This window comes from Janthinobacterium agaricidamnosum (assembly GCF_003667705.1).
In the GTDB taxonomy this organism is placed as follows: Bacteria; Pseudomonadota; Gammaproteobacteria; order Burkholderiales; family Burkholderiaceae_D; genus Janthinobacterium.
On the sequence record NZ_CP033019.1, the window covers coordinates 725,555 to 749,103 of the forward strand.

A 23,549-nucleotide genomic window follows, 5' to 3' on the forward strand; every position below is an offset into this window, starting at 1 on the left:
AGTAGAGATTGACCAAGCATTACAGAATGGCGCTGATGGCAGGATTGCTGGGCGCGGCGGCACAGGCGCACGGGCAGTTGTATGTGTGCGCCGATGCGCAAGGACACAAGACGTACACGGACAGGCGGGCTGGCGCGCATTGCCAGCTGCTCGATTTGCCGGGCGCCCTGACGGAGCCGCCACGCAAGACGGCGCCGCTGGCAGGCGCGCCTGCCCGACCCGCCACACAGGCGGCGGTCACGGCGGCGCCGGCCGCCGGCGCGTTTCCCAAGGTCGATGGTGCGGAGCAGCGCGCGCGCGACCTGGACCGGCGCCAGATCCTGCAGGACGAATTGCGCAGCGAAGAGCAGAAACTGGCGGCGCAGCGCCTGGAATTTAACGGCGGGCAGCCCGAGCGCCAGGGCAACGAGCGCAACTATGCGAAATACCAGGAACGGGTGGCGCAACTGAAGGACAACATCAGCCGGACGCAGCAGAACGTCGAGGCCCTGAAACGCGAGATCGCGAATATTCGGTAAAGCACATGACACTAGACAACCATTCCAGCCGCCCGGCCCACCTGGCAGGCCTTGATCTGCTCGCTTCTGCCGTGATCCTGCTCGACGGCGACGGCCGCATCAGCTATGCCAACGCGGCGGCGGAAAACCTGCTGGAAAGCTCATTAAAGGCGCTGTCGCGGCAAAAACTGACGGCGCTGTTCCTCAATCCCGAGGAGCTGGCCGGCATCTGCGCGCAGGCGCTCGAACATAAATTTTCCGATTTGCGCCAGGACCTGAGCCTGGAACGCCTGGGGCGCGAGCCGTTGCGCGTGCACAGCATCGTCAGCGCGCTCGACGCACCGCGCGACGGCGTGCTGATCGAGCTGCGCGAAAACGTGCAGCAGCTGAAACTCGACCGCGAGGAGCGCATCCTCGACCAGAGCCAGGTCAACAAGGAGCTGATCCGCAACCTGGCGCATGAAATCAAGAACCCGCTGGGCGGCATCCGCGGCGCGGCCCAGCTGCTGGAGCTGGAATTGCCGGCCCTGCACCTGAGCGAATTGCGCGAATACACGCAAGTCATCATCAAGGAAGCGGACCGCCTGCAGACGCTGGTCGACCGCCTGCTGGCGCCGCACCGCCGCCCGCACATCGTGGGCGACGTGAATATCCATGAAGTGTGCGAACGGGTGCGCAGCCTGATCCTGGCCGAGTTTCCCAGCGGACTGACCATTTCGCGCGATTACGACGCCTCGATCCCCGAGTTTCGCGGCGACAAGGAGCAACTGATACAGACCGTGCTCAACATTGCGCATAACGCGGCGCAGGCGCTGGCCGAGCGCATCGAAGCGGGCGATGCGGAGCTGATTTTCAAGACGCGCGTGGCGCGCCAGGTGACCCTGGCCAAGGTCCGCTACAACCTGGCATTAGACTTGCATATCATTGACAATGGACCGGGCATCGCACCCCAGATCCGCGACCGGATTTTCTACCCGCTGGTGTCGGGCAGGGAAGGCGGCAGCGGACTGGGACTGACCTTGGCGCAAACCTTCGTGCAACAGCACCTGGGCGTGATCGAGTGCGAAAGCCGGCCTGGATACACCGATTTCAGGATCGTTCTCCCCTTGCCATAAGCGAGGCAGTATCCCACCCATGAAATCCATTGCGGGACGCACACACTAATGAAGCCAATCTGGATAGTTGACGACGACGAATCAATCCGCTGGGTGCTGGAAAAAGCCCTGGCGCGGGAAAATCTCGCCACCAAGAGTTTTGCCAATGCGCGCGACGCCATCGCCGCGCTGGAATTTGACACGCCGCAAGTGCTCGTGTCGGACATCCGCATGCCGGGCGCGTCCGGCCTGGAGTTGCTGCAAACGGTCAAGTCGCGCTTTCCCGGCTTGCCGGTCATCATTATTACCGCCTTTTCCGACCTCGATTCGGCCGTCGCGGCCTTCCAGGGCGGCGCCTTCGAATACCTGGCCAAGCCGTTTGACATCGACAAGGCTGTCGAGCTGATCCGCCGCGCGCTGGAAGAAAGCCTGCGCGAGACCAGCGTCGAATCGGGCCCGTCGGAAACGCCGGAAATCCTCGGTCAGGCGCCGGCCATGCAGGAAGTCTTCCGCGCCATCGGCCGTTTGTCGCAATCGAATGTGACGGTGCTCATCACGGGCGAATCCGGTTCCGGCAAGGAACTCGTGGCGCGCGCGCTGCACAAGCACAGCCCGCGCGCGGCGCAGCCCTTCATCGCCCTGAACACGGCGGCGATCCCGAAGGATTTGCTCGAGTCCGAACTGTTCGGCCATGAACGAGGCGCGTTTACGGGCGCGCAGACGACCCGCCGGGGCCGCTTCGAGCAGGCCGAGAACGGCACCCTGTTCCTCGATGAAATCGGCGACATGCCGTTCGACCTGCAGACGCGTTTGCTGCGCGTGCTGTCCGACGGCCATTTCTACCGCGTCGGCGGCCATCAGCCCATGAAGGCGAACGTGCGCGTCATTACCGCCACGCACCAGAACCTCGAGCAGCGCGTGCGCGACGGCCTGTTCCGTGAAGACTTGTATCACCGGCTGAACGTGATCCGCCTGCGCCTGCCCAGTTTGCGGGAGCGGCGCGAGGATATCCCCATTCTGGTGCGCCACTTCCTGGTGCAAAGCGCGCGCCAGCTGGGCGTGGAAGCCAAACGCATGAGCGAACCGACGATGCAGTTCCTCAGCAGCCTCGACTTGCCGGGCAATGTGCGCCAGCTGGAAAACCTGTGCAACTGGATCACCGTCATGGCGCCGGGCCAGACGGTGGAAATCAAGGACTTGCCGCTGGAATTGACGCAGGGGCAGGGCGATGGCGCCGCCACCGCCGCGGCGGGCGAGGCCGCGTCGCCAGCTGTTGCTCACCAGCAGGGCGGTCAGGTCTTCGAAGCGGCCGCGCCCGCCAACGGCGCGCCGCCGGGCTGGATCGGCTTGCTGGAATTGCAGGCGGCCGGCATGCTGGGCGCGGGACAGCAGGAAGTCATGGCCGTGCTGGGGCGGCAATTCGAATCGGCCCTGATCAAGACGGCGCTCAAGCATACGCACGGGCGCAAGAACGACGCCGCCGTGCGCCTGGGCATCGGCCGCAACACCATCACCCGCAAGATATCCGAACTGGGCATCGACGGCGCCAAGGACGATTGACGCCTTGCCGGACGGGGACTCTCCCGTCCGCTTTTTCTTGCGGTGTTCCTTGCACGCCACAACACCCACAGCAGGCGATAAGGTAAGCTGACGCCTGCCGGACTGTTTCGTCCGGTCTTCATTTGATTGTGGAACTGTATGCTTATAAACTGCGTGGCCTACCAGGATGGCAAAAAACTGGCCGACTTGCCGATCGACGATATCAGCGATTACGTCGAGCGCCCCGATTGCTTCGTCTGGGTGGCCCTGCTCGACGCCACGCCGGACGAGCTGAAACAGATGCAGCACGAGTTTTGCCTGCACGAACTGGCGGTGGAAGACGCGCAGCGGGGCCACCAGCGTCCGAAGATCGAGGAATATGGCGATTCCCTGTTTGCCGTGGTGAAAACCGTGGAAATGGTCGAGAACGAACTGGTACTGGGCGAAGTCGACATTTTCGTTGGCGCCAATTACGTGCTGTCGTCGCGCAGCAATAGCTCGCAAGGTTTCCTTGGCGTCCGTGCGCGCGCCGAGCGCGAACCGCATCTGCTGCGCCAGGGCTCGGCCTTCGTGCTGTACGCGCTGATGGACGCCGTCGTCGACCGTTACTTTCCCGTGCTCGACGCGCTGGAATCGGAGCTGGAATTGATCGAGGACCGCATCTTCGACCGTGGCACCGAGCGCGACAATATCGAACGGCTGTATCAATTGAAACGCAAGGTCATGGTCTTGCGCCACGTGGTGGCACCCCTGATGGAAGCGGTGGGCAAGCTGCACGGCGGGCGAGTGCCGCCGCTGTGCCACGATACCCAGGAGTATTTCCGCGACGTGCACGACCACCTGGCGCGCATCAACGGCACGCTCGACACCATCCGCGATACGATCAGCACGGCCATCCAGGTGAATCTGTCGATGGTGGCCATCGACGAGAGCGAAGTGAACAAGCAGTTGGCGGCCTGGGCGGCTATCTTTGCCGTGTTTACCGCATTTGCCGGCATCTGGGGCATGAACTTCAAGTTCATGCCGGAACTGGACTGGCATTATGGCTATCCGGCCGCCGTGGCAGTGATGAGCTGTGTCTGCGGTTATATGTATTACTTGTTCAAGCGTTCCGGCTGGCTATAAAAATTTCCTGCGTATCTGTATTATTAAACAATAGCCAGGGGTACAATCGCGGCAAGTCCCCTGACCAGGGCCTTTGCTGAGGATCGCCGCGCCGGCAGCTTTGCCTGCGCTTCCCGTGCTGCGCAGGAGCATTCATGAGTATTCCGTTGTTCGATGTGAATTCGCAAGAACCCCTGTTCGATCCCGAGCAGCGGCGCACCCTGGCGGAAGCGGCCCTGCGCTCGATCACCGCCTCGACGGCGCACGCCCGTGGCGACGACTTCCTGCGCATCCTCGTCAAGGACCTGGCCGAAGCGCTCGACGTGCACTATGTGATCGCCGGGCGGCTGGTGCGCATGGACGATGGCAGCGAAGGCATCCGCACCCTGGCCCTGTGGGGCGGCGATGACTACCAGCCGAATATCGAATACAGCCTGCAGCACACGCCTTGTCAGGACGTGACTTGCCAGAGCATGTGTTTTCACGGCAGCGATATCCAGCGTCGCTTTCCACTCGATACCCTCCTGGTCGACATGCATGCGGAAAGCTATGTCGGCATGCCGCTGATCGATACCGATGGCAAGACCCTGGGCATCCTGTCGGCCATCGACACGCGTCCCATCGATGAAAACAAGCGCTTGCTGGCCTTGCTGCTGCTGTCGATCTTCTCGGCGCGTGGCGCGGCCGAGCTGCAGCACCAGGAGCGCACCCAACAGCTGGAAGAAATCGTGCGCGTGCGCACCGAGTCGCTGCTGGCGGCGCAGGCCAATCTGATCGAGCAGGAACAGATGGCGGCCCTCGGCTCGCTGGTGGCGGGCGTGTCGCATGAAGTCAACACGCCCATCGGCGTGGCGCTGACAGCCGCGTCGAGCATGGGCAGCTATGCCGACCAGCTGGTGCAGCTGCTGGGCGGCGCCAAGGTCAGCCGCACCGAACTGATCGACATTGCCGAATCCCTGAAAGGCGCGGCGGCCTTGATCGAGCGCAACCTGGCGCGTGCCGCCGACCTGATCGGCAATTTCAAGCAGCTGGCCGTGGACCAGGTCAGCGAATACGTGGCGGACCTGGCGCTGCACGATTATGTGCACGGCCTGGTGTCGGCGCACAGCCCGGAACTGCGCAAGGCGGCGCTGGGTGTGGAACTCGATATCGCGCCCGATTGCCAGGTACGCCTGGCGGCCGGCAAGCTGTCGCAAATCCTCTCGAACCTGCTGATGAACAGCGCCCGCCATGGCTATCCGCAAGGCGGCCCGGGGCGCATCACGATCCGCGCGCGCATCGAGGAGGAGGGGGAAGACGCCGCCGGGCGCTGGCTGCTGCTGGACTTCTCCGATGACGGTATCGGCCTGGCGCCGGCCGTGCGCGAACACATGTTTGAACCGTTCTTCACCACCAAGCGGGGCCAGGGCGGCTCCGGCCTGGGCATGCACATCGTCTACACCATCGTGCAGCAACTGGGCGGCCAGGTGTGCGCGATCGACTGCACTCCCGGCTGTCATATACAAATCAGGCTGCCGCTGGCCAGCTGATGCCGCATGGCCTCGCGGCTAGCCGCGAGCGCGCCTTATCCCTTGTCGCCCCTGCTTTTCATATGTTGTATGTACGCCATACGCATGTTGAGTTCTGTTGACACTCATATTCTTGCCGTGATTCTATGTAGTTGTCTAGTTGACTTTTAGTTGCCTAGTTCCATTTCTGTACACGTGTCCCAGCGAACTTCACGGCGCCTGATCCGGTGCCGTGCGAGGCGTTTCCTTTAGATGAACGAGTGTAATCCGGGTAACAAATCCGGAGTCATATATAACCGTACAAATGAAAAAGGGTTCACCATGCTTAAAGAAACCGTCATCTCTCGTGCAGTTCGCATCGTCTGCGCCGGTGGTATGGCAGCGGCCTTGTCCGTTGCCTCGCAGTCTGCGGTAGCACAAGATGCGCAGGGCGCCGATGCGCAAATCCAGCGCGTTGAAGTCACCGGTTCGTCGATCAAGCGTATCGCTGCCGAAGGCGCCTTGCCGGTCACCGTGCTGACCGCCGAAGCCATCCGCACATCGGGCGCCACTTCGGTCACCGATCTGGTCAAGAAGCTCTCTTCCGCCCAGGGTGCCACGAGCGAAAGTTCCTCGGTTGGGGGAAGCACCTTCGGTTTCTCCGGTATTTCCGTGCATAACTTGGGGAGACGCGTACGCTCGTCTTGCTGAACGGCAAGCGCCTGGCCCAGTTCGGCGGCCAGACGCTGACGGGTTTCGCCGCTGGCTTCGACTTGAATTCGATCCCTATCTCGGCCATCGAGCGTGTGGAACTGCTGACCGATGGCGCCTCCGCCCTGTACGGTGCCGATGCGATCGCCGGCGTGGTCAACTTCATTACCAAGCACGATACGACGATCGGTGATGTGTCCATCGGCTACTCCGCACCAAAAAACGGTGCGCGTGAGAAACGCCTCAGCGCCACCAAGGGTTTTGGCAACCTGGACGAAGATGGCTACAACGTGGTGCTGACCTTTGGCCACGACGAGCGCGACAAGCTCGCTTCCGTCGACCGCAAGTTCGCCAGCACGGGCAAGGTGCAATTCTCGGCCAATGGCAAGCGCTATCAGAAGCAACAGTTTTCGGCCAGCCCGATTCCGGCCAATGCCACCGATGACAATGGCCAGCTGATCAGCCCTTACCAGAAGGCCAACGGCTCCTGCCCGGACAAGACGTTCCGCGTGATCGAACCGTATAACGACGGCAGCGGCCTGGTCGATGACTACTGCGGCTACGACTTCACCAAGGACCTGGAAATCTATCCGGAGCGCAAGCGTGACAACTTCATGGCATCGGGCACCTTCAAGATCGCCGGCCAGGAAGTGTATGCGGACGTATTGCTGTCACGCACGAAACAAACTTCGCGTATCGCCCCCGTGCCTGGGGCGATCGCTGTCGATGCAGGCACGCCGCTGCATGACAAGTATTTAGTGCCAGCTGGTATTACCGGCGACAGCACGGCTTTTTACCGGCTGTTCGACATGGGCCAGCGTACCTCGAAAGATACGGCCGATTTTGCCAGTGTGGTGGTCGGCACGCGCGGCATTCTGGCCGGTTGGGACTATAACGCTGCTTATAACTTTTCCGAAAGCCGCGTAAAAGGCAGTATTTCCGGCTATCCTGGTGCCATTGCTGTCAATAATCTCACATCGAGCGGCCTGCTCGATCCCTTCGTCGGCCCGGGCAAGCAGTCCACCGCGGCACAGGAAGCCATCAAGGCTGCCGCGTATACCGGTTACTGGGATGGCGGCACTTCGCGCCTGCAAACGATTAACCTGAATGGCTCGACGGAACTGCGCCGACTGCCTGGCGGCGCGATGATGCTGGGCATGGGAGTCAACATCAATCGCGAAGAATTCTCCGCGAAGCCAAGTCCGTTTGCGCAAGGCATCCTGGCCGACCCCGTGAAGGGCACCTTGTGCGGCGGCACGACAGGACTGGAGTGCGACCAGCGTTTCGGCGATGCGGCCAGCAGCCAGCCGTACAGCGCCAGCCGTACGTCGAAGGGCATTTTTGGCGAAGTCATCGCGCCTGTGCTGAAAGAGCTGGAATTGGGCGCGGCCTTGCGTTTCGATGAATTCTCGGACTTCGGCGGCGCCACCACGGCCAAGGCCAGTTTTAAATGGACGCCGGCACCCACCTTGCTGATCCGCGGCTCTGTCGGCAACGGTTTCCACGCACCGACAGTGCCGCAAGTCAACGCCCTGCAGCGCGGCTATGGTGTCACCAGCGAGAAGTACACGTGCACGCCGGCACTGCAGGCGATCGCCACGCGTCTGAATGCACAATGCCAGCCAGGCAATCGCCAGTACGACCAGCTGGCCGGCGGCAACCGCGAGTTGCAGCCTGAGAAATCGAAACAGGCGACCATCGGCTTCCGCTACGAGCCGATCAGCGCCATTACCCTGGGCGCCGACCTGTGGCATGTGCAGATCCGCGATTCCTTCGGTCAGTTGACCGAACAGCTGGTATTCGGCAATCCGTCCAACTTCCCGAAATCCTGGGGCGTCAACAAGGACGTGGGCACGGGTACCACCTACCTGGCCTTCCTGGCGGACAACCAGAATCTGGGCAAGTCGTTTGCCACCGGTGTCGATATCGATATCAGCGCCCGTTACCGTTCCGGCATTGGCCTGTTCACGTCGCAGCTGAACGCGACGCAAATGCTGCGCGAGGATGTGCAGCTGGAACGCGGCGGCAAGTATTATTCGGCGCTGGGCAACTTCGCCGATCTGGGGACGGTGACTTTCCGCACGCGCGGCCAGTGGACGAATACCCTGAAAACGGGCAACTGGGCCAACTCGCTGACGGTCAACTTCCTGTCCGGCTACAAGGACCAGGAAACGTCGGTCGATGTACTTGACGCTTCGGGCGCCGTGACGGGCCAGGAAAAGATCCGCATGCAGGTCGGTTTCTATTCGACGCTCGACTGGCAAACGGTGTGGACGCCAAGCAAGAGCTGGGTCCTCACCGCCGGCGTGCTGAACTTGACCGACAAGAGTCCGCCATTCGTGCCATCGACGTCCGGCGCGAACCGCGGCCAGCAATTCGGCTATGACGACCGCTATTACGATCCGCGCGGCCGTACCGGCTACCTGAATGCCTCGTACAAGTTTTAAAGAGCGGGAGCAGGCATAAAAAAAACCGGCACTGTGAACTCAGTGCCGGTTTTTTTTCGTCCCGCCTGCAGGCAGAGGCTGGCGTAGCTTAGCCGCGCGCCGCCATCGACAGCGCCACCGCCTCGGCCACCTTGATGCCATCGACGGCCGCCGACAGGATGCCACCCGCATAGCCGGCGCCTTCGCCTGCGGGGAAGAGGCCCCGTGTATTCAGGCTTTGCAGGTCGTCGTCGCGGCGCTTGATGCGGATCGGCGACGAGGTGCGCGTTTCAACACCCGTCAGCACGGCGTCGGCCTTGTAATAGCCCTTGATCTGCTTGTTGAACGCCGGGAAGGCTTCGCGCAGGGCCGTGATCGCGTATTCGGGCAAGGAGGGCGCCAAGTCCGTCAGATGCACTGCCGGCTTGTACGACGGTACCACGCTGCCGAATTCCGTCGAGGCGCGGCCAGCCACGAAGTCGCCGACCAATTGTCCAGGGGCATCGTAGTTGCCGCCGCCCAAGGCAAATGCGCGCTCCTCCAGCTCGCGCTGCAGGGCGATGCCGGCCAGCGGGTCGCCCGGGTAATCGGCCGGCGTGATGCCGACGACGATGGCGCTGTTGGCGTTGCGCTCGTTGCGCGAGTACTGGCTCATGCCGTTCGTCACCAGGCGGCCCGGTTCCGAGGCGGCGGCCACCACCGTGCCGCCCGGGCACATGCAGAAGCTGTAGACGGAGCGGCCATTGCTGGCGTGATGCACGAGCTTGTAGTCGGCCGCGCCCAGGATAGGGTGGCCGGCGCTGGGGCCGAAGCGGCAGCTGTCGATCAACGATTGCGGGTGTTCCACGCGGAAGCCGATGGAGAACGGTTTCGCTTCGATGTACACGCCGCGGCGGTGCAGCATCTCGAAGGTGTCGCGCGCGCTGTGGCCGATGGCCAGCACGACGTGGTTGCTGGCGATGGTTTCGCCATTGTCCAGCACCACGCCGCGCACCTGGCCGCCATCGCTGCCCGGCTCGATGTCGAGATCGACCACTTTGCTGCTGAAGCGGTATTCGCCGCCCAGCCGTTCGATATTCGCGCGCATTTCTTCCACCATCTTGACCAGGCGGAAGGTGCCGATGTGCGGCTTGCTCACGTACATGATTTCTTCGGGCGCGCCGGCCTTGACGAATTCCGTCAGCACCTTGCGGCCGTAGTGCTTGGGATCCTTGATCTGGCTGTACAGTTTGCCGTCCGAGAAGGTGCCGGCGCCGCCTTCGCCGAACTGCACGTTCGATTCCGGGTTCAGTTCGCGCTTGCGCCAGAAACCGAAGGTGTCGACCGTGCGCTCGCGCACCTGCTTGCCCCGTTCCAGGATGAGGGGGCGCAAGCCCATCTGTGCCAGGATCAGCGCCACGAACAGGCCGCAGGGGCCCGTGCCGATGACGATGGGGCGCGGTTCATTGGTATGGCCGGCCAGCTGTTCGCCGCCGGCGACGAATTTATAGTCGGTATCGGGCGCAGGCATCAGGTGGATATCGTGGCCCAGGCGCGCCAGCACGGCCGCTTCATTCTTGACGTCCACGTGCAGCGAGTAAATCAACACCACGGCGCTGCGCTTGCGCGCGTCATAGCTGCGCTTGAAGACGGTAAAGCCGAGCAGCTCATCCGCGGCAATGCCGAGGCGCGCCAGAATGGCGGCGGGCAGGGCCGCTTCGTCGTGTTCGAGGGGGAGTTTTACTTCGTTGAGTCGCAACATGGTGTGTATTTTTAAAAATTGCCGGGCTCCGTATCTAGCGGAGAGTGTGCGGTGCCGCGTGACGGCATCCGGGCGCTATTTTACCTCCACATCGTTTACTGCTTCGTTTATCCGGACTTTTTTTTGGGGTGTAACAGGCGGCAGTACCGTCTGTTCGCATGGTCGCCACCGTGCCGTGGCGCGATATGGCGGCGTTTCCTGGCTGCTACAAACTGGTGCAAAATCGGCGCGTTGCTGGTGCATCCGCCGCCCCTTGTTGGGGCGTGCAAATCGGGGCCAAATTTTCCCCGTAATTTGTGTTGCTTTTTTGTTGTGGCTGCTTGATTTTGTTGACGCCTTGCCATTGCGTGTGATTTGATAGTGTTTTGTTTCTTGCAGGTGCAATTCTGTATCTTTGCTTCGTACGCATTGAAGGAAATGAGCAGCGCTGCCTCTTGCCGCTGTCGCGTCCTCAATGGAATGCGGGATTTATTTTTGAGATAATGACAGGAGATATGGAACTGTCCTGAAAAAATATGATTGATTTATTGCGGGATGGATGTGCAATATATCCGACCTCGTCCCGTAAAATAATTTCGTCTTGCGCGTCATTTATTTTCCGGGCTTTTTATATTCATATTTTTTAGAAACAACTCTTCCTGCAGCATTCTGATGCCATTGGTGCAAAGCCACTGTTTGCAGGCATTCCAAGTAAATTTGATTATCGTCCGCGAGTGTTTTCATTCAGCCTGGATGCGCTTCTGCTCGTCTATTTTTTGTATAAATTGAAGTGTTGCGCCAACAGAACAGTTTTTCTAATTTTATTGACCAGTCCGTTTCAATATGTTCCGATGTGTCATTCTGTTTATTTTGCGTATGCAAAGTGGATCGAGAGGATGCCTTGTATGAAGGGATTACAAGGTGATGAGAGTAAAAAGCGTTCAAAAACGCATAAGTGTGAGTGATAAACTCCTTTACCAAAGCAGTAATACTGCGCTCATAAATAAATAGGGAATGACATGTTGAGAAAAACTGTAATAGCACGTGCATTAACGATCGCTTTCAGCGCATCGGTATTGAGCGCTGCGATTGTTCCAACGGTAATGGCACAGTCGAATGCCACGGGCAATATCATCGGCAAGATCGCGCCGGATGCCAGCGCATCGGTGCAGATCGTCGGTGCTGACAATGGCTTCAAACGGACCATTTCGCCCGATGCAAGCGGTACTTTCCGCATCACCTCCCTGCCAGTTGGCAACTACAAGGTGACCCTGCTGAAAGGCTCTTCCGTCGTCAGCTCGCAGGATGTGGAAGTGCGCATCGGCCAGGAAAGCGAAGTGGCGCTGCAGCAAGTGCAAACCGTGAACGTGACGAGCCGCCGCCGCGCGATCGATGTCACCAGTTCCAACTCCGGTTCTTCCTTCAATTCGCGCGAACTGGCTACCCTGCCATTGGCGCCTACGGTTGCCAACATCGTGCAATTGGCTGGCGGCACCACGCGCGCCGACTCGCGCTACGGCAACAACGCCGCCAGCTTCGGCGGCTCCAGCGCGTCGGAAAATGCGGCGTACATCAACGGTTTCCCCGTCACCAACAGCCTGTATCAGGTTGGTTACTCTTCCCTGCCTTTCGGCTCGATTGCTGAAGCGCAAATCATCACCGGCGGCTACGGCGCCGAATTCGGACGTTCGACGGGTGGCGTGGTCAACATCACCACCAAGAGCGGTACGAATAACTGGGAATTCGGCGCCGGCTTTACCTACGCGCCTGATTCGCTGCGCGGCAAAGCCAAGAACATCATGTTCCCGAATACGGGTGCCAATCCCAAGACGGATGGCAAGATCTACAACTACCGCGAAGGCGACAAGCTGACCGAGAAGGTCTATAACGCCTATGTCAGCGGCCCGCTGATCAAGGACAAGCTGTTCATCTATCTGGGTGGCGAATTTACCAAGATGGACCGCGAAACGGCGCGTCTGGCATCGACCAGCCAAGTGAACAACCAGACCGGCTGGCTGGTGCAGAAATCCGATGTGCCGCGTTATATCGCCAAGATCGACTGGAATATCACCGACAACAACCGCCTCGAATACACGCACATTTCGGACGAGTCGAATGTCAACGATCAATACTACGGCTTCAACTACGACACCAAGCAGCGCGGCTATGTGCAGAACGGCGGCGCCAGATTCAAGAACTATTCGGCAGGCGTGCTGTTCCTCAACGCCACCGGTGCCGCGCTGGCGGCAGCCCAGGGCTCGAACATCGACATCCTCAAGCTGACCAGCTATGTGACCGACGATCTGACCGTGCAAGCCCTGGTTGGCCAGGCGAAGACGCAACGCGAGCAAAATCCGTTCGGCTACATTCCAGGCTTGCGTCCAATCGTCGTTAGTTCTCCAGAGTTTAAGGTACCAGGCCTGAATTATTCGCCTAGCCAAGTGCAGGGTTTCAGCTCGGCCCTGCTGCGCGACGGCGCGCAAGACACCAACCGCGGTTATCGCCTGGATCTGGAATACAAACTGGCCAAGCAGCATACGATACGCGGCGGTCTTGACCACAACAAGATCAATGCCCTGAACGGTACGGAAGCGGCTGGCGGCGGTACCTGGACGTATCTGAAAACCGATCCGAACACCGTATTGTCTGGCCACAATATCTCGCCGGCAGCTGGCGGCGGTTATGGCACCCAAGGTTACTACGTGCGTGAAAACCTGCAGCGCGGCGGCTCCACCCCGACCGTCGAGCAGTCGGCGCAATACATCGAGGATCGCTATCAGGCCACCGAAAACCTGGTCGTGACCCTGGGCTTGCGCAATGAGTCGTTCAAGAACATGAACGGTATCGGCGAAACCTTCGTGGAACAGAAAAACATGCTGGCACCGCGTTTGAATGCGGCCTGGAATGTGTATGGCGACGGTTCCCTGAAAGTCTTCGGTACGGCTGGCCGCTACTTCATGCAATTGCCGGCCAACATGGCCGTACGTTTTGCCGGCGCTTCGCTGAACACCGACCGCTTCTACACCTACACGGGCGTCAACCCGACCACGGGCGCACCGCTGGGCTTGAACCCGATCAGCAATGTCGTGTCGGCTAACAATGAATTTGGCCAGGAAAAACGCGCCAATGAGCTGGCTTCGACCAACTTGAAGGCCCACTTCCAGGACGAGATCAACCTGGGCTTCGAGAAGGCGCTGACGCCTGACTTCAACGGCGGTATCAAGTTCACCTATCGCAAGCTGAAAAACACGATCGATGACTACTCGGATCCACGCGCCATTTCGGCCAAGCTGACAGGCGCTGAAAAAGAGTACTTCGACGATCATGGCTGGAACGGCGCCCTGTTCAATCCAGGCAAGGACAACACCTTCATGATCCCGGTGGGACCAAACGGTGCACAGCGCGCGGTGACGATTACGGCTGCCGATGCCGGCTTCCCGGAAAAAGCCAAGCGTACCTATACGGCGCTGGAATTCATGCTCGAACATCCGATGCGCAATGGCTGGTACGGCAAGATGAACTACACCTGGTCGCGCAGCGAAGGCAATCAGGAAGGTCAGACCAAGTCGGATAACGGCCAGGCCGACGTGGGCTTCAGCTCGGGATGGGACTTCCCTGAGACGATGATCAACGGCAGCGGCTTGTTGCCGAACAACCGTACGCACCAGTTGAAAACCTATGGCTACTATGAGTTCACGAGCCAGTTCGGCGTCGGTGGCAACTTGCTGGTGGCAACGGGCCGTCCTATGTCGCGTACTTGCAATATCCCAGCGTCCATGGATCAACAGGGCTTGGGCTTGTCGCAATACGGTTCGATCTTCTTCCTGTGCCCAACCGGCCCGAACGGCCGTGGCGCTTACGGCACGCTGCCAACGGAAATGCGCCTGGACTTGAACTTCATCTACAAGCCAGAGCAGATCAAGGGCATCGTGTTTAAAGTCGACGTGCTGAACGCAACCAACCGTCAAGTGGCGCAATCGATCGACGAGGCTTACAACACCAGCGCCGCTGGTACTGCCGTCAGCACGACCGCCGGCATGGTCAACTCCTACTCGAGCCCGCGCACCGTGCGCTTGTCGGCCCAGTACAGCCACAAGTTCTGATGTGATTCCCTCCTTGCCGGTTGACAGTCGTCAGCCGGCGGAGACGGGGATGCACGGACGGACGGATACAGCAAAGGCATCATCAGTCATGCCAGTAAAATGCCCCGCAAGCTGCAAAGCTTGCGGGGCATTTGTTTTGGCGGCACGCTCGGTGCCTGATCGTCGTACGCTGGCTTACATCCCGCCCCACAAGGCGCCCAAGGTGGCCAGCGCCGTCAGGCCCGCCGTTTCCGTGCGCAGGATGCGCGGCCCCATAGCCAGGCCGATGGCGCCGACGGCCAGGGCCGCCTTTTCTTCCGCTTCCGAAAATCCCCCTTCCGGCCCCACCATCACGGTGATCGCCTGCGGCGGCTGGTGACGCGCCCAGTCGGCCAGCGACTGCTCCGCACGCGGCGTCAGGATGATGCGTTTATGTAAATCCTGCTGGCTGCTCCAGCTATTAAAATCTTGTAATGGCGCCAGCTGCGCCAGGCGGTTGCGCCCGCATTGTTCCGATGCGGACACGATGATCGCTTGCCAATGGGCCAGTTTTTTCTCCGCCCGCTCGGCGGACAGGCGCACGACGCAGCGTTGCGCCGCCAGCGGCACGATGCCGGCCGCGCCCAGTTCGATGGCTTTTTCGATGATCCAGTCCATTTTGGACGCTTCCGGCAGCGCTTGTGCCAGGGTCACGGCGTAGGGCAGTTCCGCTTCGCGCGCCGTGTGGGACTTCAGTTCGGCGCTGGCGCGTTTTTTCTCGACGTTGCACAAGACAGCCGTGTACTCGCCGCCCTCGCCGTTGAAGACGGTGATGGCCTCGCCCGGCATAAGGCGCACCACATGGACGTGGTGGGCGACGGCGTCGGGCAGAGCGATGGTGGCGCCTATGGCGAGTGGCTGGGGACAGAAAAAACGCGGCATGCAACATCCTGGCGGAGAGAAACAATGGGAGGTGCCGCGCCGCGCGCGGGTGGGGCGCGCGCGGCAGCGACTCGAGAGTGCAATTTTAGTGCCGCTGCGCGCGGCCGGGGGAAATTCTTGCCGCTGGGCCTGCGCGGCGCATCCGGGACGGGAAATTGCGTGGAGATAACAAGCTGACTAAAACGAAATGTTGTTTTTTGATTTCATAAATCATTGCATTATTGACAGTGATACTTTTGGCGTGGTTTGATGACTATACAAGTTGTGTTGAACGACATCAATTGTTTCCAGCAATGTCGTCCGTGATGTGATTCGGTATGGCATGGGGAGACGCCGCACGTTTCAATGCCCGGGCCTATGACCCCGGGCGCGTTGCGGCCAGCTTAAATTGGTTGGACAAGCATGCCACTGTAGCGGGAGGGGCCTTGCAGTTTTTCGCAAGACCATGAGAGATTTAAGTGATTATAAAAATACAAACTAATCGCTTATCAAGTGATATCAGGGATCATGAAAAGGAATAAGTTATGATGTTTCGCGAAAAAAAGAGTGTGCAGGTGGTGAGATTGGCGTTGGCCGCGTTCGCCGGCGTCGCAACGATGAGCGTGCATGCGCAGGAAGCGATCGATGCGCCGGTGCCTAAGGTGCAGCGCGTCGAAATCACCGGTTCGAGTATCAAACGCATCGAAGCCGAAGGTATTTCCCCGATCACCGTGATGACGCGCGAATCGATTGCCCGTTCGGGCGCGACGTCGGTGCTGGATCTGATGCGCAACCTGACTTCTGCTGGCGGTAACGGCGGTGAGCTGGCGACATCGAGTTCCTTCCGAAACGGCGCCACCAGCGTCTCGCTGCGCGGTCTGCCGACCCTGATTCTGTTGAACGGCTATCGCCTGCCGGCGTCCGGTTCGGACGATTATAGCGGCCAGACCTCCGTCGATCTGAACGCCATTCCGCTGTCGGCCATCGAGCGCATCGATGTGCTCAAGGACGGCGCCTCGGCCATCTACGGCACCGATGCCGTCGGCGGCGTCATCAACTTCATCCTGCGCAAGGATTACCAGGGCTTGACTCTCGACGCCAGCACCGGTTCGACCACCTATGGCGACGGGCAAAACCATAAGGTGTCCGTGTCCGGCGGTTTCGGCGACCGTGACGCACAGAAATTCAACGTGACTTATTCGGCCTCGTACGAAAAAACCAAGGCTATCCACGGCGTCGACCGCGATTGGGCGAACAGTACCGATTTCACCGGCCACAAGGGCGGCCTGTATCAGGGTGGCGTGTACGGCGCCAAGGGCCGCGATCCCGGCACCATATCGCTTGGCGGTTCGCAGCGCATGCCCGATCCGGAGTGCGACGCGGCCCACAGCAAGCCCTATCCGGATGCGCCGGAATGGGTGGCTGGGCCGAATCGCAGCTCCTGCATGTATTCCGCCGCTGAGTCGATAGACCTGGTGCGCCCGTCCACACGCTACGGCGGGGCGGTCACGGCGAACTGGGATTTGACGCCGGATGTATCGCTGTTCGCCAATCTGTTTTACAACCACTTCGACACGCGCGTCCAAGGTTCGCCTGCCTGGATCCAAAATGCCGACCGCTCCGGCGTGCTGCGTGTGGCGGCGAACAACCCCTTCAATACCTACGGCGTGCCGGTCAATATCCGCCGCCTCTTCCCTGCCGCCGAGGGTGGTACGGGCACCAATGTAGACACCACCTGGCTGGTTGGCGGCGCCACCGGCCGCGTAGCCAACTGGGATTGGACCGTGTCTGTGGGCCACAGCCAGGAGAAGGGCGAAACGCGCGTGTACGGCTCCTTCATGCACGATAAATTGCAGAGTTACCTGGCGCAGGGCAAGTTCAACCCCTTCGGCGGCAACCATAATTCGGAGCAGATCATCAACGAACTGACGGCCGACCAGTACACCAAGACCAAGTCCTCGACGGATTTTGCCAAGGTGACTGCTTCCAGCGAATTTGGCCAACTGCCCGGCGGCAAGATCGGTGTGGCCGTCGGTGCCGAGTACAAGCGCGAGAAGCTCAGCTACGATCCGTCGCAGGCTTGGCGCGATGGCGCAATCGGCATCTATTCGACCCTGCGCGGCATCGACGGCTCTGAGTCGCTCGGCGCCGTGTTCGGCGAGTTGGCCCTGCCGCTGCTGAAAAACCTGGAAGCGCAGGCGGCCGTCCGCTATGATCGCTACCAGTTGGCTGGCGGTACCACCAACCCGAAGCTTGGCCTGCGCTGGACCGCCTTGCCGACCTTGATGTTCCGCACCAGCTACAGCACCGGTTTCCGCGCGCCGACACTGTCGCAGCGCTTTAACGAAGGCCGCGGCGGTTTCGTCGCGACCAAGGATCCGAAGCGTTGCATCGTGGGTGACGCGTATTTTGACACCGCTTGCAGCGGTTCGGCGCTGTCTCTGCTGTCCGGCACGAAGGATTTGAAGCCCGAAAAATCGAAGCAGTTCAACCTGGGCGTGGTCGCCGAACCGATCAAGAACCTGACGCTGGGTTTAACCTACTGGAATATCAAGTGGAACGATCGCGTCGAGAATCTTGACAACGAAACCGTGTTGGCGGGCGAGGATGGTCAGTACAAGGACGCCGTCACGCGCTATGCCGTCACGGCGGAAGACCAAGAGAAGTATAACGCGCTGAGCGCCGCCCAGCGCGCGACGCTGGGTCCGTTGGTAGGTCGCCTGAAGCAGCTGCAGGTTGGCCTGATCAATCGCAGCAAGGTCGTCACCGACGGTCTGGATGTCGAAGCGTCGTACACGCTGCGCACGGCCGAGATGGGGCGTTTCAAGGTGTTCGGCGAGGCGAGCTACACGCTGTCCTACAACCGCACGCTGCTGCCTGATGATCCGGCGATCAATTGCCCCAACAACACGGCTTGCGAGGCAGGTGAATACGGCTATCCTAAGCTGCTGGCCAAGCTGGGTGTCAACTGGGACCGCGGTGCTTGGGCGGCGACGACGAGCGCCAACTTCACTTCGCATTACCACGTGGACCGGACACCGTCGGCGACGATCAACCTTTACTACGACGAGTACGCGAACGGCCTGATGATCCCGAGCGCGACCCTGGTTGACGCCTCGCTGTCCTACAGCGGCTTCAAGAACCTGGTGCTGCGTGGTGGCGTCAATAACGTGTTCGACCGTGCGCCGGCATTCGATCCATCGTCGAACATCGGCTACGACACCGCCTACGGCAATCCGCGTGGCCGCTACATCTACATGTCGGCGTCGTACTCCTTCAAATGACGTGAGGGTGGACTGACAGGCGGGGCGGGCCGATTTGCGGCGCGCCCCGCAGCGGCGTACGTCGCGAAAAACCGGGCCTGGCCCGGTTTTTTTTCGCCCCTGCCGGGCGCAAGCGGCACAAGCTGCGGCGGCGCGCGTTGCGCGGTTTGATTTTTCCCCTTGCTGGTCTGGTAAAATACATAGCTCTGACTGCGCCCAGCTGCGCTGCAAACGAATTTAAACTCCGCGACTGACCCACACCATCATGACAACTACGCTCCCGACTACCAAAATGGCCAATGCGATCCGCGCACTGGCAATGGACGCTGTACAAAAGGCCAATTCCGGCCATCCAGGCATGCCGATGGGCATGGCCGAGATCGCAGTTGCCCTGTGGAGTGGTCACTATCGCCACAATCCCGCGAACCCGAAATGGCAAAACCGCGACCGTTTCCTGTTGTCGAACGGCCACGGCTCGATGCTGCACTACGCGCTGCTGCACCTGACGGGCTACGACCTGTCGATGGATGACATCAAGGCCTTCCGCCAGATGCATTCGAAAACCCCGGGTCACCCGGAAGTCGATATCACGCCCGGCGTGGAAACGACCACCGGCCCGCTGGGCCAGGGCATTGCCAACGCCGTCGGCATGGCCCTGTCGGAGCAATTGCTGGCCGCTGAATTCAACAAGCCTGGCCACGACATCGTCAACCACTACACCTACGCCTTCGTCGGCGATGGTTGCCTGATGGAAGGTATTTCGCACGAAGTGTGCGCACTGGCCGGCACCCTGGGCCTGAATAAACTGATCGCCCTGTACGATGACAACGGCATTTCCATCGACGGCAAAGTCGAAGGCTGGTTCACGGACGACACCCCGGCCCGCTTCGAAGCGTACGGCTGGAACGTCATCCGCGCCGTCGACGGTCACGATGTGGCCGCCGTCGCCGCCGCCATCGCCGCCGCCAAGACCGCATCGAAGCCAACCCTGATCTGCTGCAAGACCATCATCGGCAAGGGTTCGCCGAACCTGCAAGGCGGCGACAAGGTCCACGGCGCCGCGCTGGGCGACAAGGAAATCGCTGCCGTGCGCGAATACATCGGCTGGGATGCCGCCCCGTTCGAAATGCCGGCCGACGTGTACGCCGCGTGGGACGCCAAGAAGCAGGGCGCCCTGCTGGAAGCGGACTGGAACGAGCGCTTTGCCGCCTACAGCCGCGAATTCCCGCAGCAAGCCGCTGAACTGACCCGCCGCATGCAAGGCGAACTGCCACAGGCATTCGAAGCGGCCCTGAGCGCCGCCATCGCGTCCTGCGTCGAGAAGAAAGAAAACATCGCTACCCGCAAGGCCAGCCAGAACGCCATCCAGGCACTGGCTTCGTCGCTGCCGGAATTCCTCGGCGGCTCGGCCGACCTGACCGGTTCGAACCTGACCAACTGGAAAGAGTGCGTGGCCGTGCGTTCGGGCCAGCCTGGCAACCACATCAACTACGGCGTGCGCGAATTCGGCATGAGCGCCATCATGAACGGCATCACCCTGCACGGCGGCTACATCCCGTTCGGCGCCACGTTCCTGACGTTCTCCGACTACAGCCGCAATGCCCTGCGCATGGCCGCCCTGATGAAACTGCGTTCGATCTTCGTGTTTACCCACGATTCGATCGGCCTGGGCGAAGACGGCCCGACGCACCAATCGGTCGAGCACGTCTCGTCGATGCGCCTGATCCCGAACCTGGACAACTGGCGTCCATGCGACACTGTCGAGTCGGCTGCCGCCTGGGGCGCCGCCGTGCGCCGCAAGGATGGCCCGTCGACCCTGATCTTCTCGCGCCAGAACCTGCCGTACCAGGAGCGTAGCGCCGAACAGATCGAGAACATCTACCGCGGCGGCTATGTGCTCAACGACGTGCTTGAGCCCAAGGCGATCCTGATCGCCACCGGTTCCGAAGTGGAACTGGCCGTCGCCGCCGCCAGCGCGCTGGCCTCGGAAGGCATCAACGTGCGCGTCGTGTCGATGCCGTCGACCGATGTCTACGACCGCCAGGACGCCGCCTACAAGGCCAGCGTGCTGACGAAAGGTGTGCCGCGCGTGGCCATCGAAGCGGGCGTGACCAGCTTCTGGTACAAATACGTGGGCCTGGAAGGCGCCGTGGTCGGTATCGACACGTTCGGCGAATCGGCGCCGGCTGGCGTGCTGTTCAAGCACTTCGGCTTCACGGTCGAGAACGTCGTCGCCAAGGTGAAAGCCGTTATCGCTGGCTAATATTGATTTTTAACGGTCCTGGCGATGTTGTCGCCGGGGGCGTGCATGTACCTTCTTTTTTAATCAGGAGCAGAGTATGACGATCAAAGTTGCAATCAATGGCTACGGCCGCATCGGCCGTAATGTGTTGCGCGCTTTCTACGAAGGCGGCAAGAAACAGGATATCCAGATCGTTGCCATCAACGACCTGGGCGATGCCAAATCGAACGCCCACCTGACCCGCTACGACACTGCGCACGGCAAGTTCCCGGGCACGGTCACCGTCGAAGGCGACAACATGATCGTCAATGGCGATCCGATCCGCGTATTCGCACAGCGCAATCCTGCTGAAATCCCATGGGGCGAGCTGGGCGTGGACGTCGTGCTGGAATGCACGGGCTTCTTCACCACCAAAGAGAAGGCTTCGGCTCACTTGAAGGGCGGCGCGAAAAAAGTCATCATCTCGGCACCCGGCGGCAAAGACGTCGATGCGACCGTCGTGTTCGGCGTGAACCACTCGGTGCTGAAATCGACCGACACCGTCATCTCGAACGCGTCGTGCACCACCAACTGCCTGGCACCGCTGGTCAAGCCATTGAACGACGCCATCGGCATCGAAACGGGCCTGATGACCACCGTGCACGCCTACACCAACGACCAGGTGCTGTCCGACGTGATGCATGAAGATCTGCGCCGCGCCCGTTCGGCCACCATGAGCATGATCCCGACCAAGACGGGCGCCGCCGCCGCCGTGGGCCTGGTGCTGCCTGAGCTGAATGGCAAGCTGGACGGCTTCGCCATCCGCGTGCCGACCATCAACGTGTCGCTGGTCGACCTGTCCTTCATCGCCAAGCGCGACACCACCGTGGAAGAAGTCAACGCGCTGATGAAAGCCGCGTCGGAAGGCGCCCTGGAAGGCATCCTGACCTACCAGACCGAACCGCTGGTCTCGATCGACTTCAACCACAACCCGGCTTCGTCGAACTTCGATTCGACCCTGACCAAGGTGTCGGGCCGTCTGGTGAAAGTATCGTCGTGGTACGACAATGAGTGGGGTTTCTCGAACCGCATGCTCGACACCACCGTCGCACTGATGTCGGCCAAGTAATTTTGTGACCGCATAAGAAAAAACGCCCTTCGGGGCGTTTTTTTATTCATGGCTGTGCGAATAAAAACGGCGCCGGTAGAAGCGCCACAAGACGCGCAAGTCGCGCAGCACGGGCACGCCCGATAGCAGGGTCAGCACGCCGGCGAGCAGGATGGTGGCGGCGGGAAAGCCGATGTGCTTGAAGGCCAGTGCGCCGCTGACGCCGCCGATGAAGAAGCAGCTGATCAGCAGGCTGTGCGTCCTGAGCTTGCCGCGGTTGACCTTGACCATGCGGTCCGGCAGGTGGCGCCGGTTGTAATACGCCATCTTGCCCAGTTCGATGCCGATGTCGGTGGACAGCCCCGTCACATGCGTGGTGCGGATGACGGCGCCCGAAATCTTGGTGATGATGGCGTTCTGCAAGCCCATGACAAAGCACAGCAGCAAGATGGTGACGGGGCCCAGCACGTCGGGCATGGCGGCCAGGTAATTGCCCGTCAGGCCGAACAGCAGCAACAGCGCCGCTTCCAGCAGCAGGCTGGCGGCAAACTGGCTGTGCAGCCGGCGCCGCTTGCCCCAGTTCACCATGATGGCCGTGACGGCCGCGCCGCTGACAAAGGCCAGCCAGGCGCCCAGCGCGGCCAGGGCTACCGTGACGTTGCCCAGCGCCAGGTCGTCCGCCATGCCCGAGACGATGCCCGTCATGTGCGAGGTATAGCCGCCGATGGCAAGAAAGCCGCCCGCGTTGACGGCGCCCGCCACCAGCGCCAGCACGCAGCCCAGCTGCAGATTGGCTTGCGTATCGCGCGCCGATCCGCTCAGACGGGACAGGTAATGGAGCGGCATGCGGGCGCGTTTTCCTCTTGCCGTGGCTTATTTATAGATGCCGGAACCGACGATCATATTGTCGACCCGTTCGATGTAGCCGGATTTTTGTTCGACCACCTTGGTCAGGGGGTTGGGCCACTTGAAGTCTACCCAGCCGCGTCCGGCCGGCGTGCTGGCCGTGGCGATCAGCGACTTGATGACGGCCTTGCCTTCATTGTCCTTCAGGTCGATCAGGTTCTTGCCGACCATCTTGGGATTGTTGCCGTGCGCCAGGGTGACGCCATTCATGTCGTACACATAAATGTACAGGTCACGGTCATGGAAGCTGGTGTTGGCGGGATCGGCAATGGCGGCAAAGGCCTTTTCCTTGCCGTCGGCCTTGATCATGGCCACGGCGCGCTTGGTCATGGCGATGGCTTCATCCGCGCTGCCTCTGGGGGCGGCCCATGCCGTTGCCGGCATGGCGCAAAGGATGAAACTGGCAACGAGGGCGTGGATGCCCGTTTTTACACTTGCCGTTTTTACACTTGTCTTCATACGCTGTCTCCTGGTATGGGCAACCCCGGCGC

16 protein-coding genes are annotated in these 23,549 nt (G+C 60.8%); 11 read left to right on the forward strand and 5 right to left on the reverse strand.

Translation table 11 applies throughout. The features are described from left to right. Nucleotides 1-35: 35 nt before the first annotated feature. The 7 genes from D9M09_RS03375 to D9M09_RS03405 all read left to right on the forward strand — a co-directional run bounded on the left by D9M09_RS03375 (nt 36) and on the right by D9M09_RS03405 (nt 8,879). Nucleotides 36-518: a DUF4124 domain-containing protein gene (locus D9M09_RS03375; protein ID WP_070291207.1), complete on the forward strand. Its 483-nt coding sequence runs from the start codon at nt 36-38 to the stop codon at nt 516-518. A 5-nt stretch (nt 519-523) separates the two neighbouring features. Beyond that, nucleotides 524-1,612, forward strand: coding sequence for a nitrogen regulation protein NR(II) (gene glnL / locus D9M09_RS03380; RefSeq protein WP_070291140.1), 1,089 nt, complete (start codon nt 524-526; stop codon nt 1,610-1,612). A gap of 48 nt (nt 1,613-1,660) precedes the next feature. After that, on the forward strand, nt 1,661-3,151 hold the full coding sequence (ntrC, locus tag D9M09_RS03385; protein ID WP_070291141.1) for a nitrogen regulation protein NR(I): 1,491 nt from the start codon (nt 1,661-1,663) through the stop codon (nt 3,149-3,151). Between the two features lie 138 nt (nt 3,152-3,289). After that, nucleotides 3,290-4,255: a magnesium/cobalt transporter CorA gene (gene corA / locus D9M09_RS03390; RefSeq protein WP_034760218.1), complete on the forward strand. Its 966-nt coding sequence runs from the start codon at nt 3,290-3,292 to the stop codon at nt 4,253-4,255. A gap of 134 nt (nt 4,256-4,389) precedes the next feature. After that, the gene (locus D9M09_RS03395) at nt 4,390-5,763 is read left to right on the forward strand and encodes an ATP-binding protein (RefSeq protein WP_121668575.1); all 1,374 of its coding nucleotides are present in this window, start codon (nt 4,390-4,392) and stop codon (nt 5,761-5,763) included. A gap of 300 nt (nt 5,764-6,063) precedes the next feature. Beyond that, nucleotides 6,064-6,432 (forward strand): TonB-dependent receptor plug domain-containing protein, encoded by a 369-nt coding sequence (locus D9M09_RS03400; RefSeq protein WP_121668576.1) that lies wholly within the window; start codon nt 6,064-6,066, stop codon nt 6,430-6,432. After that, on the forward strand, nt 6,426-8,879 hold the full coding sequence (locus tag D9M09_RS03405; protein ID WP_121668577.1) for a TonB-dependent receptor domain-containing protein: 2,454 nt from the start codon (nt 6,426-6,428) through the stop codon (nt 8,877-8,879). Before D9M09_RS03400 ends, D9M09_RS03405 begins: the two co-directional genes overlap by 7 nt. 88 nt (nt 8,880-8,967) lie before the next feature. Here the strand turns inward: D9M09_RS03405 and D9M09_RS03410 are convergent, their stop codons facing one another. Both D9M09_RS03410 and D9M09_RS28735 read right to left on the reverse strand, forming a co-directional pair. Further along, entirely contained in the window at nt 8,968-10,599 is a 1,632-nt protein-coding gene (locus D9M09_RS03410; RefSeq protein WP_070219253.1) for an NAD(P)/FAD-dependent oxidoreductase, read from the reverse strand. 75 nt (nt 10,600-10,674) lie between these two features. Next, a complete protein-coding gene (locus tag D9M09_RS28735) occupies nt 10,675-10,983 on the reverse strand; it encodes a hypothetical protein (RefSeq protein WP_162995551.1) in 309 nt (102 codons plus the stop codon). Nucleotides 10,984-11,681: 698 nt separating this feature from the next. On the opposite strand from D9M09_RS28735, the gene D9M09_RS03415 reads away from it, so the two are divergent. Beyond that, on the forward strand, nt 11,682-14,681 hold the full coding sequence (locus D9M09_RS03415) for a TonB-dependent receptor (RefSeq protein ID WP_083287270.1): 3,000 nt from the start codon (nt 11,682-11,684) through the stop codon (nt 14,679-14,681). Nucleotides 14,682-14,855: 174 nt separating this feature from the next. On the opposite strand, the gene D9M09_RS03420 is transcribed toward D9M09_RS03415, so the two are convergent. After that, nucleotides 14,856-15,581, reverse strand: a complete 726-nt coding sequence (locus D9M09_RS03420) for a 16S rRNA (uracil(1498)-N(3))-methyltransferase (RefSeq protein ID WP_121668578.1) — start codon at nt 15,579-15,581, stop codon at nt 14,856-14,858. Between the two features lie 524 nt (nt 15,582-16,105). On the opposite strand from D9M09_RS03420, the gene D9M09_RS03425 reads away from it, so the two are divergent. The 3 genes from D9M09_RS03425 (at nt 16,106) to gap (ending at nt 22,173) form a co-directional block, all read left to right on the forward strand. Next, on the forward strand, nt 16,106-18,844 hold the full coding sequence (locus D9M09_RS03425; RefSeq protein ID WP_121668579.1) for a TonB-dependent receptor: 2,739 nt from the start codon (nt 16,106-16,108) through the stop codon (nt 18,842-18,844). 244 nt (nt 18,845-19,088) lie between these two features. Then, entirely contained in the window at nt 19,089-21,086 is a 1,998-nt protein-coding gene (gene tkt / locus D9M09_RS03430; RefSeq protein ID WP_070312784.1) for a transketolase, read from the forward strand. A gap of 76 nt (nt 21,087-21,162) precedes the next feature. Continuing rightward, on the forward strand, nt 21,163-22,173 hold the full coding sequence (gene gap / locus D9M09_RS03435) for a type I glyceraldehyde-3-phosphate dehydrogenase (RefSeq protein ID WP_010395244.1): 1,011 nt from the start codon (nt 21,163-21,165) through the stop codon (nt 22,171-22,173). 42 nt (nt 22,174-22,215) lie between these two features. On the opposite strand, the gene D9M09_RS03440 is transcribed toward gap, so the two are convergent. Continuing rightward, complete coding sequence (locus tag D9M09_RS03440) at nt 22,216-22,998, reverse strand: YoaK family protein (RefSeq protein ID WP_070219248.1); 783 nt, start codon at nt 22,996-22,998, stop codon at nt 22,216-22,218. Between the two features lie 27 nt (nt 22,999-23,025). Beyond that, nucleotides 23,026-23,517 carry a cache domain-containing protein gene (locus tag D9M09_RS03445; RefSeq protein ID WP_083287269.1) on the reverse strand — a complete coding sequence of 164 codons (492 nt, stop codon included), beginning with the start codon at nt 23,515-23,517 and terminating at the stop codon, nt 23,026-23,028. Nucleotides 23,518-23,549 lie beyond the last annotated feature (32 nt).

Bases quoted from the DNA above. Each gene is read 5' to 3' on its own strand.
- D9M09_RS03375 (WP_070291207.1), top strand. From the start codon at position 36: ATGGCAGGATTGCTGGGCGCGGCGGCACAGGCGCACGGGCAGTTGTAT.
- glnL (WP_070291140.1), top strand. From the start codon at position 524: ATGACACTAGACAACCATTCCAGCCGCCCGGCCCACCTGGCAGGCCTT.
- ntrC (WP_070291141.1), top strand. From the start codon at position 1,661: ATGAAGCCAATCTGGATAGTTGACGACGACGAATCAATCCGCTGGGTG.
- corA (WP_034760218.1), top strand. From the start codon at position 3,290: ATGCTTATAAACTGCGTGGCCTACCAGGATGGCAAAAAACTGGCCGAC.
- D9M09_RS03395 (WP_121668575.1), top strand. From the start codon at position 4,390: ATGAGTATTCCGTTGTTCGATGTGAATTCGCAAGAACCCCTGTTCGAT.
- D9M09_RS03400 (WP_121668576.1), top strand. From the start codon at position 6,064: ATGCTTAAAGAAACCGTCATCTCTCGTGCAGTTCGCATCGTCTGCGCC.
- D9M09_RS03410 (WP_070219253.1), bottom strand. From the start codon at position 10,599: ATGTTGCGACTCAACGAAGTAAAACTCCCCCTCGAACACGACGAAGCG.
- D9M09_RS03415 (WP_083287270.1), top strand. From the start codon at position 11,682: ATGGCACAGTCGAATGCCACGGGCAATATCATCGGCAAGATCGCGCCG.
- D9M09_RS03420 (WP_121668578.1), bottom strand. From the start codon at position 15,581: ATGCCGCGTTTTTTCTGTCCCCAGCCACTCGCCATAGGCGCCACCATC.
- D9M09_RS03425 (WP_121668579.1), top strand. From the start codon at position 16,106: ATGATGTTTCGCGAAAAAAAGAGTGTGCAGGTGGTGAGATTGGCGTTG.
- tkt (WP_070312784.1), top strand. From the start codon at position 19,089: ATGACAACTACGCTCCCGACTACCAAAATGGCCAATGCGATCCGCGCA.
- gap (WP_010395244.1), top strand. From the start codon at position 21,163: ATGACGATCAAAGTTGCAATCAATGGCTACGGCCGCATCGGCCGTAAT.
- D9M09_RS03440 (WP_070219248.1), bottom strand. From the start codon at position 22,998: ATGCCGCTCCATTACCTGTCCCGTCTGAGCGGATCGGCGCGCGATACG.
- D9M09_RS03445 (WP_083287269.1), bottom strand. From the start codon at position 23,517: ATGAAGACAAGTGTAAAAACGGCAAGTGTAAAAACGGGCATCCACGCC.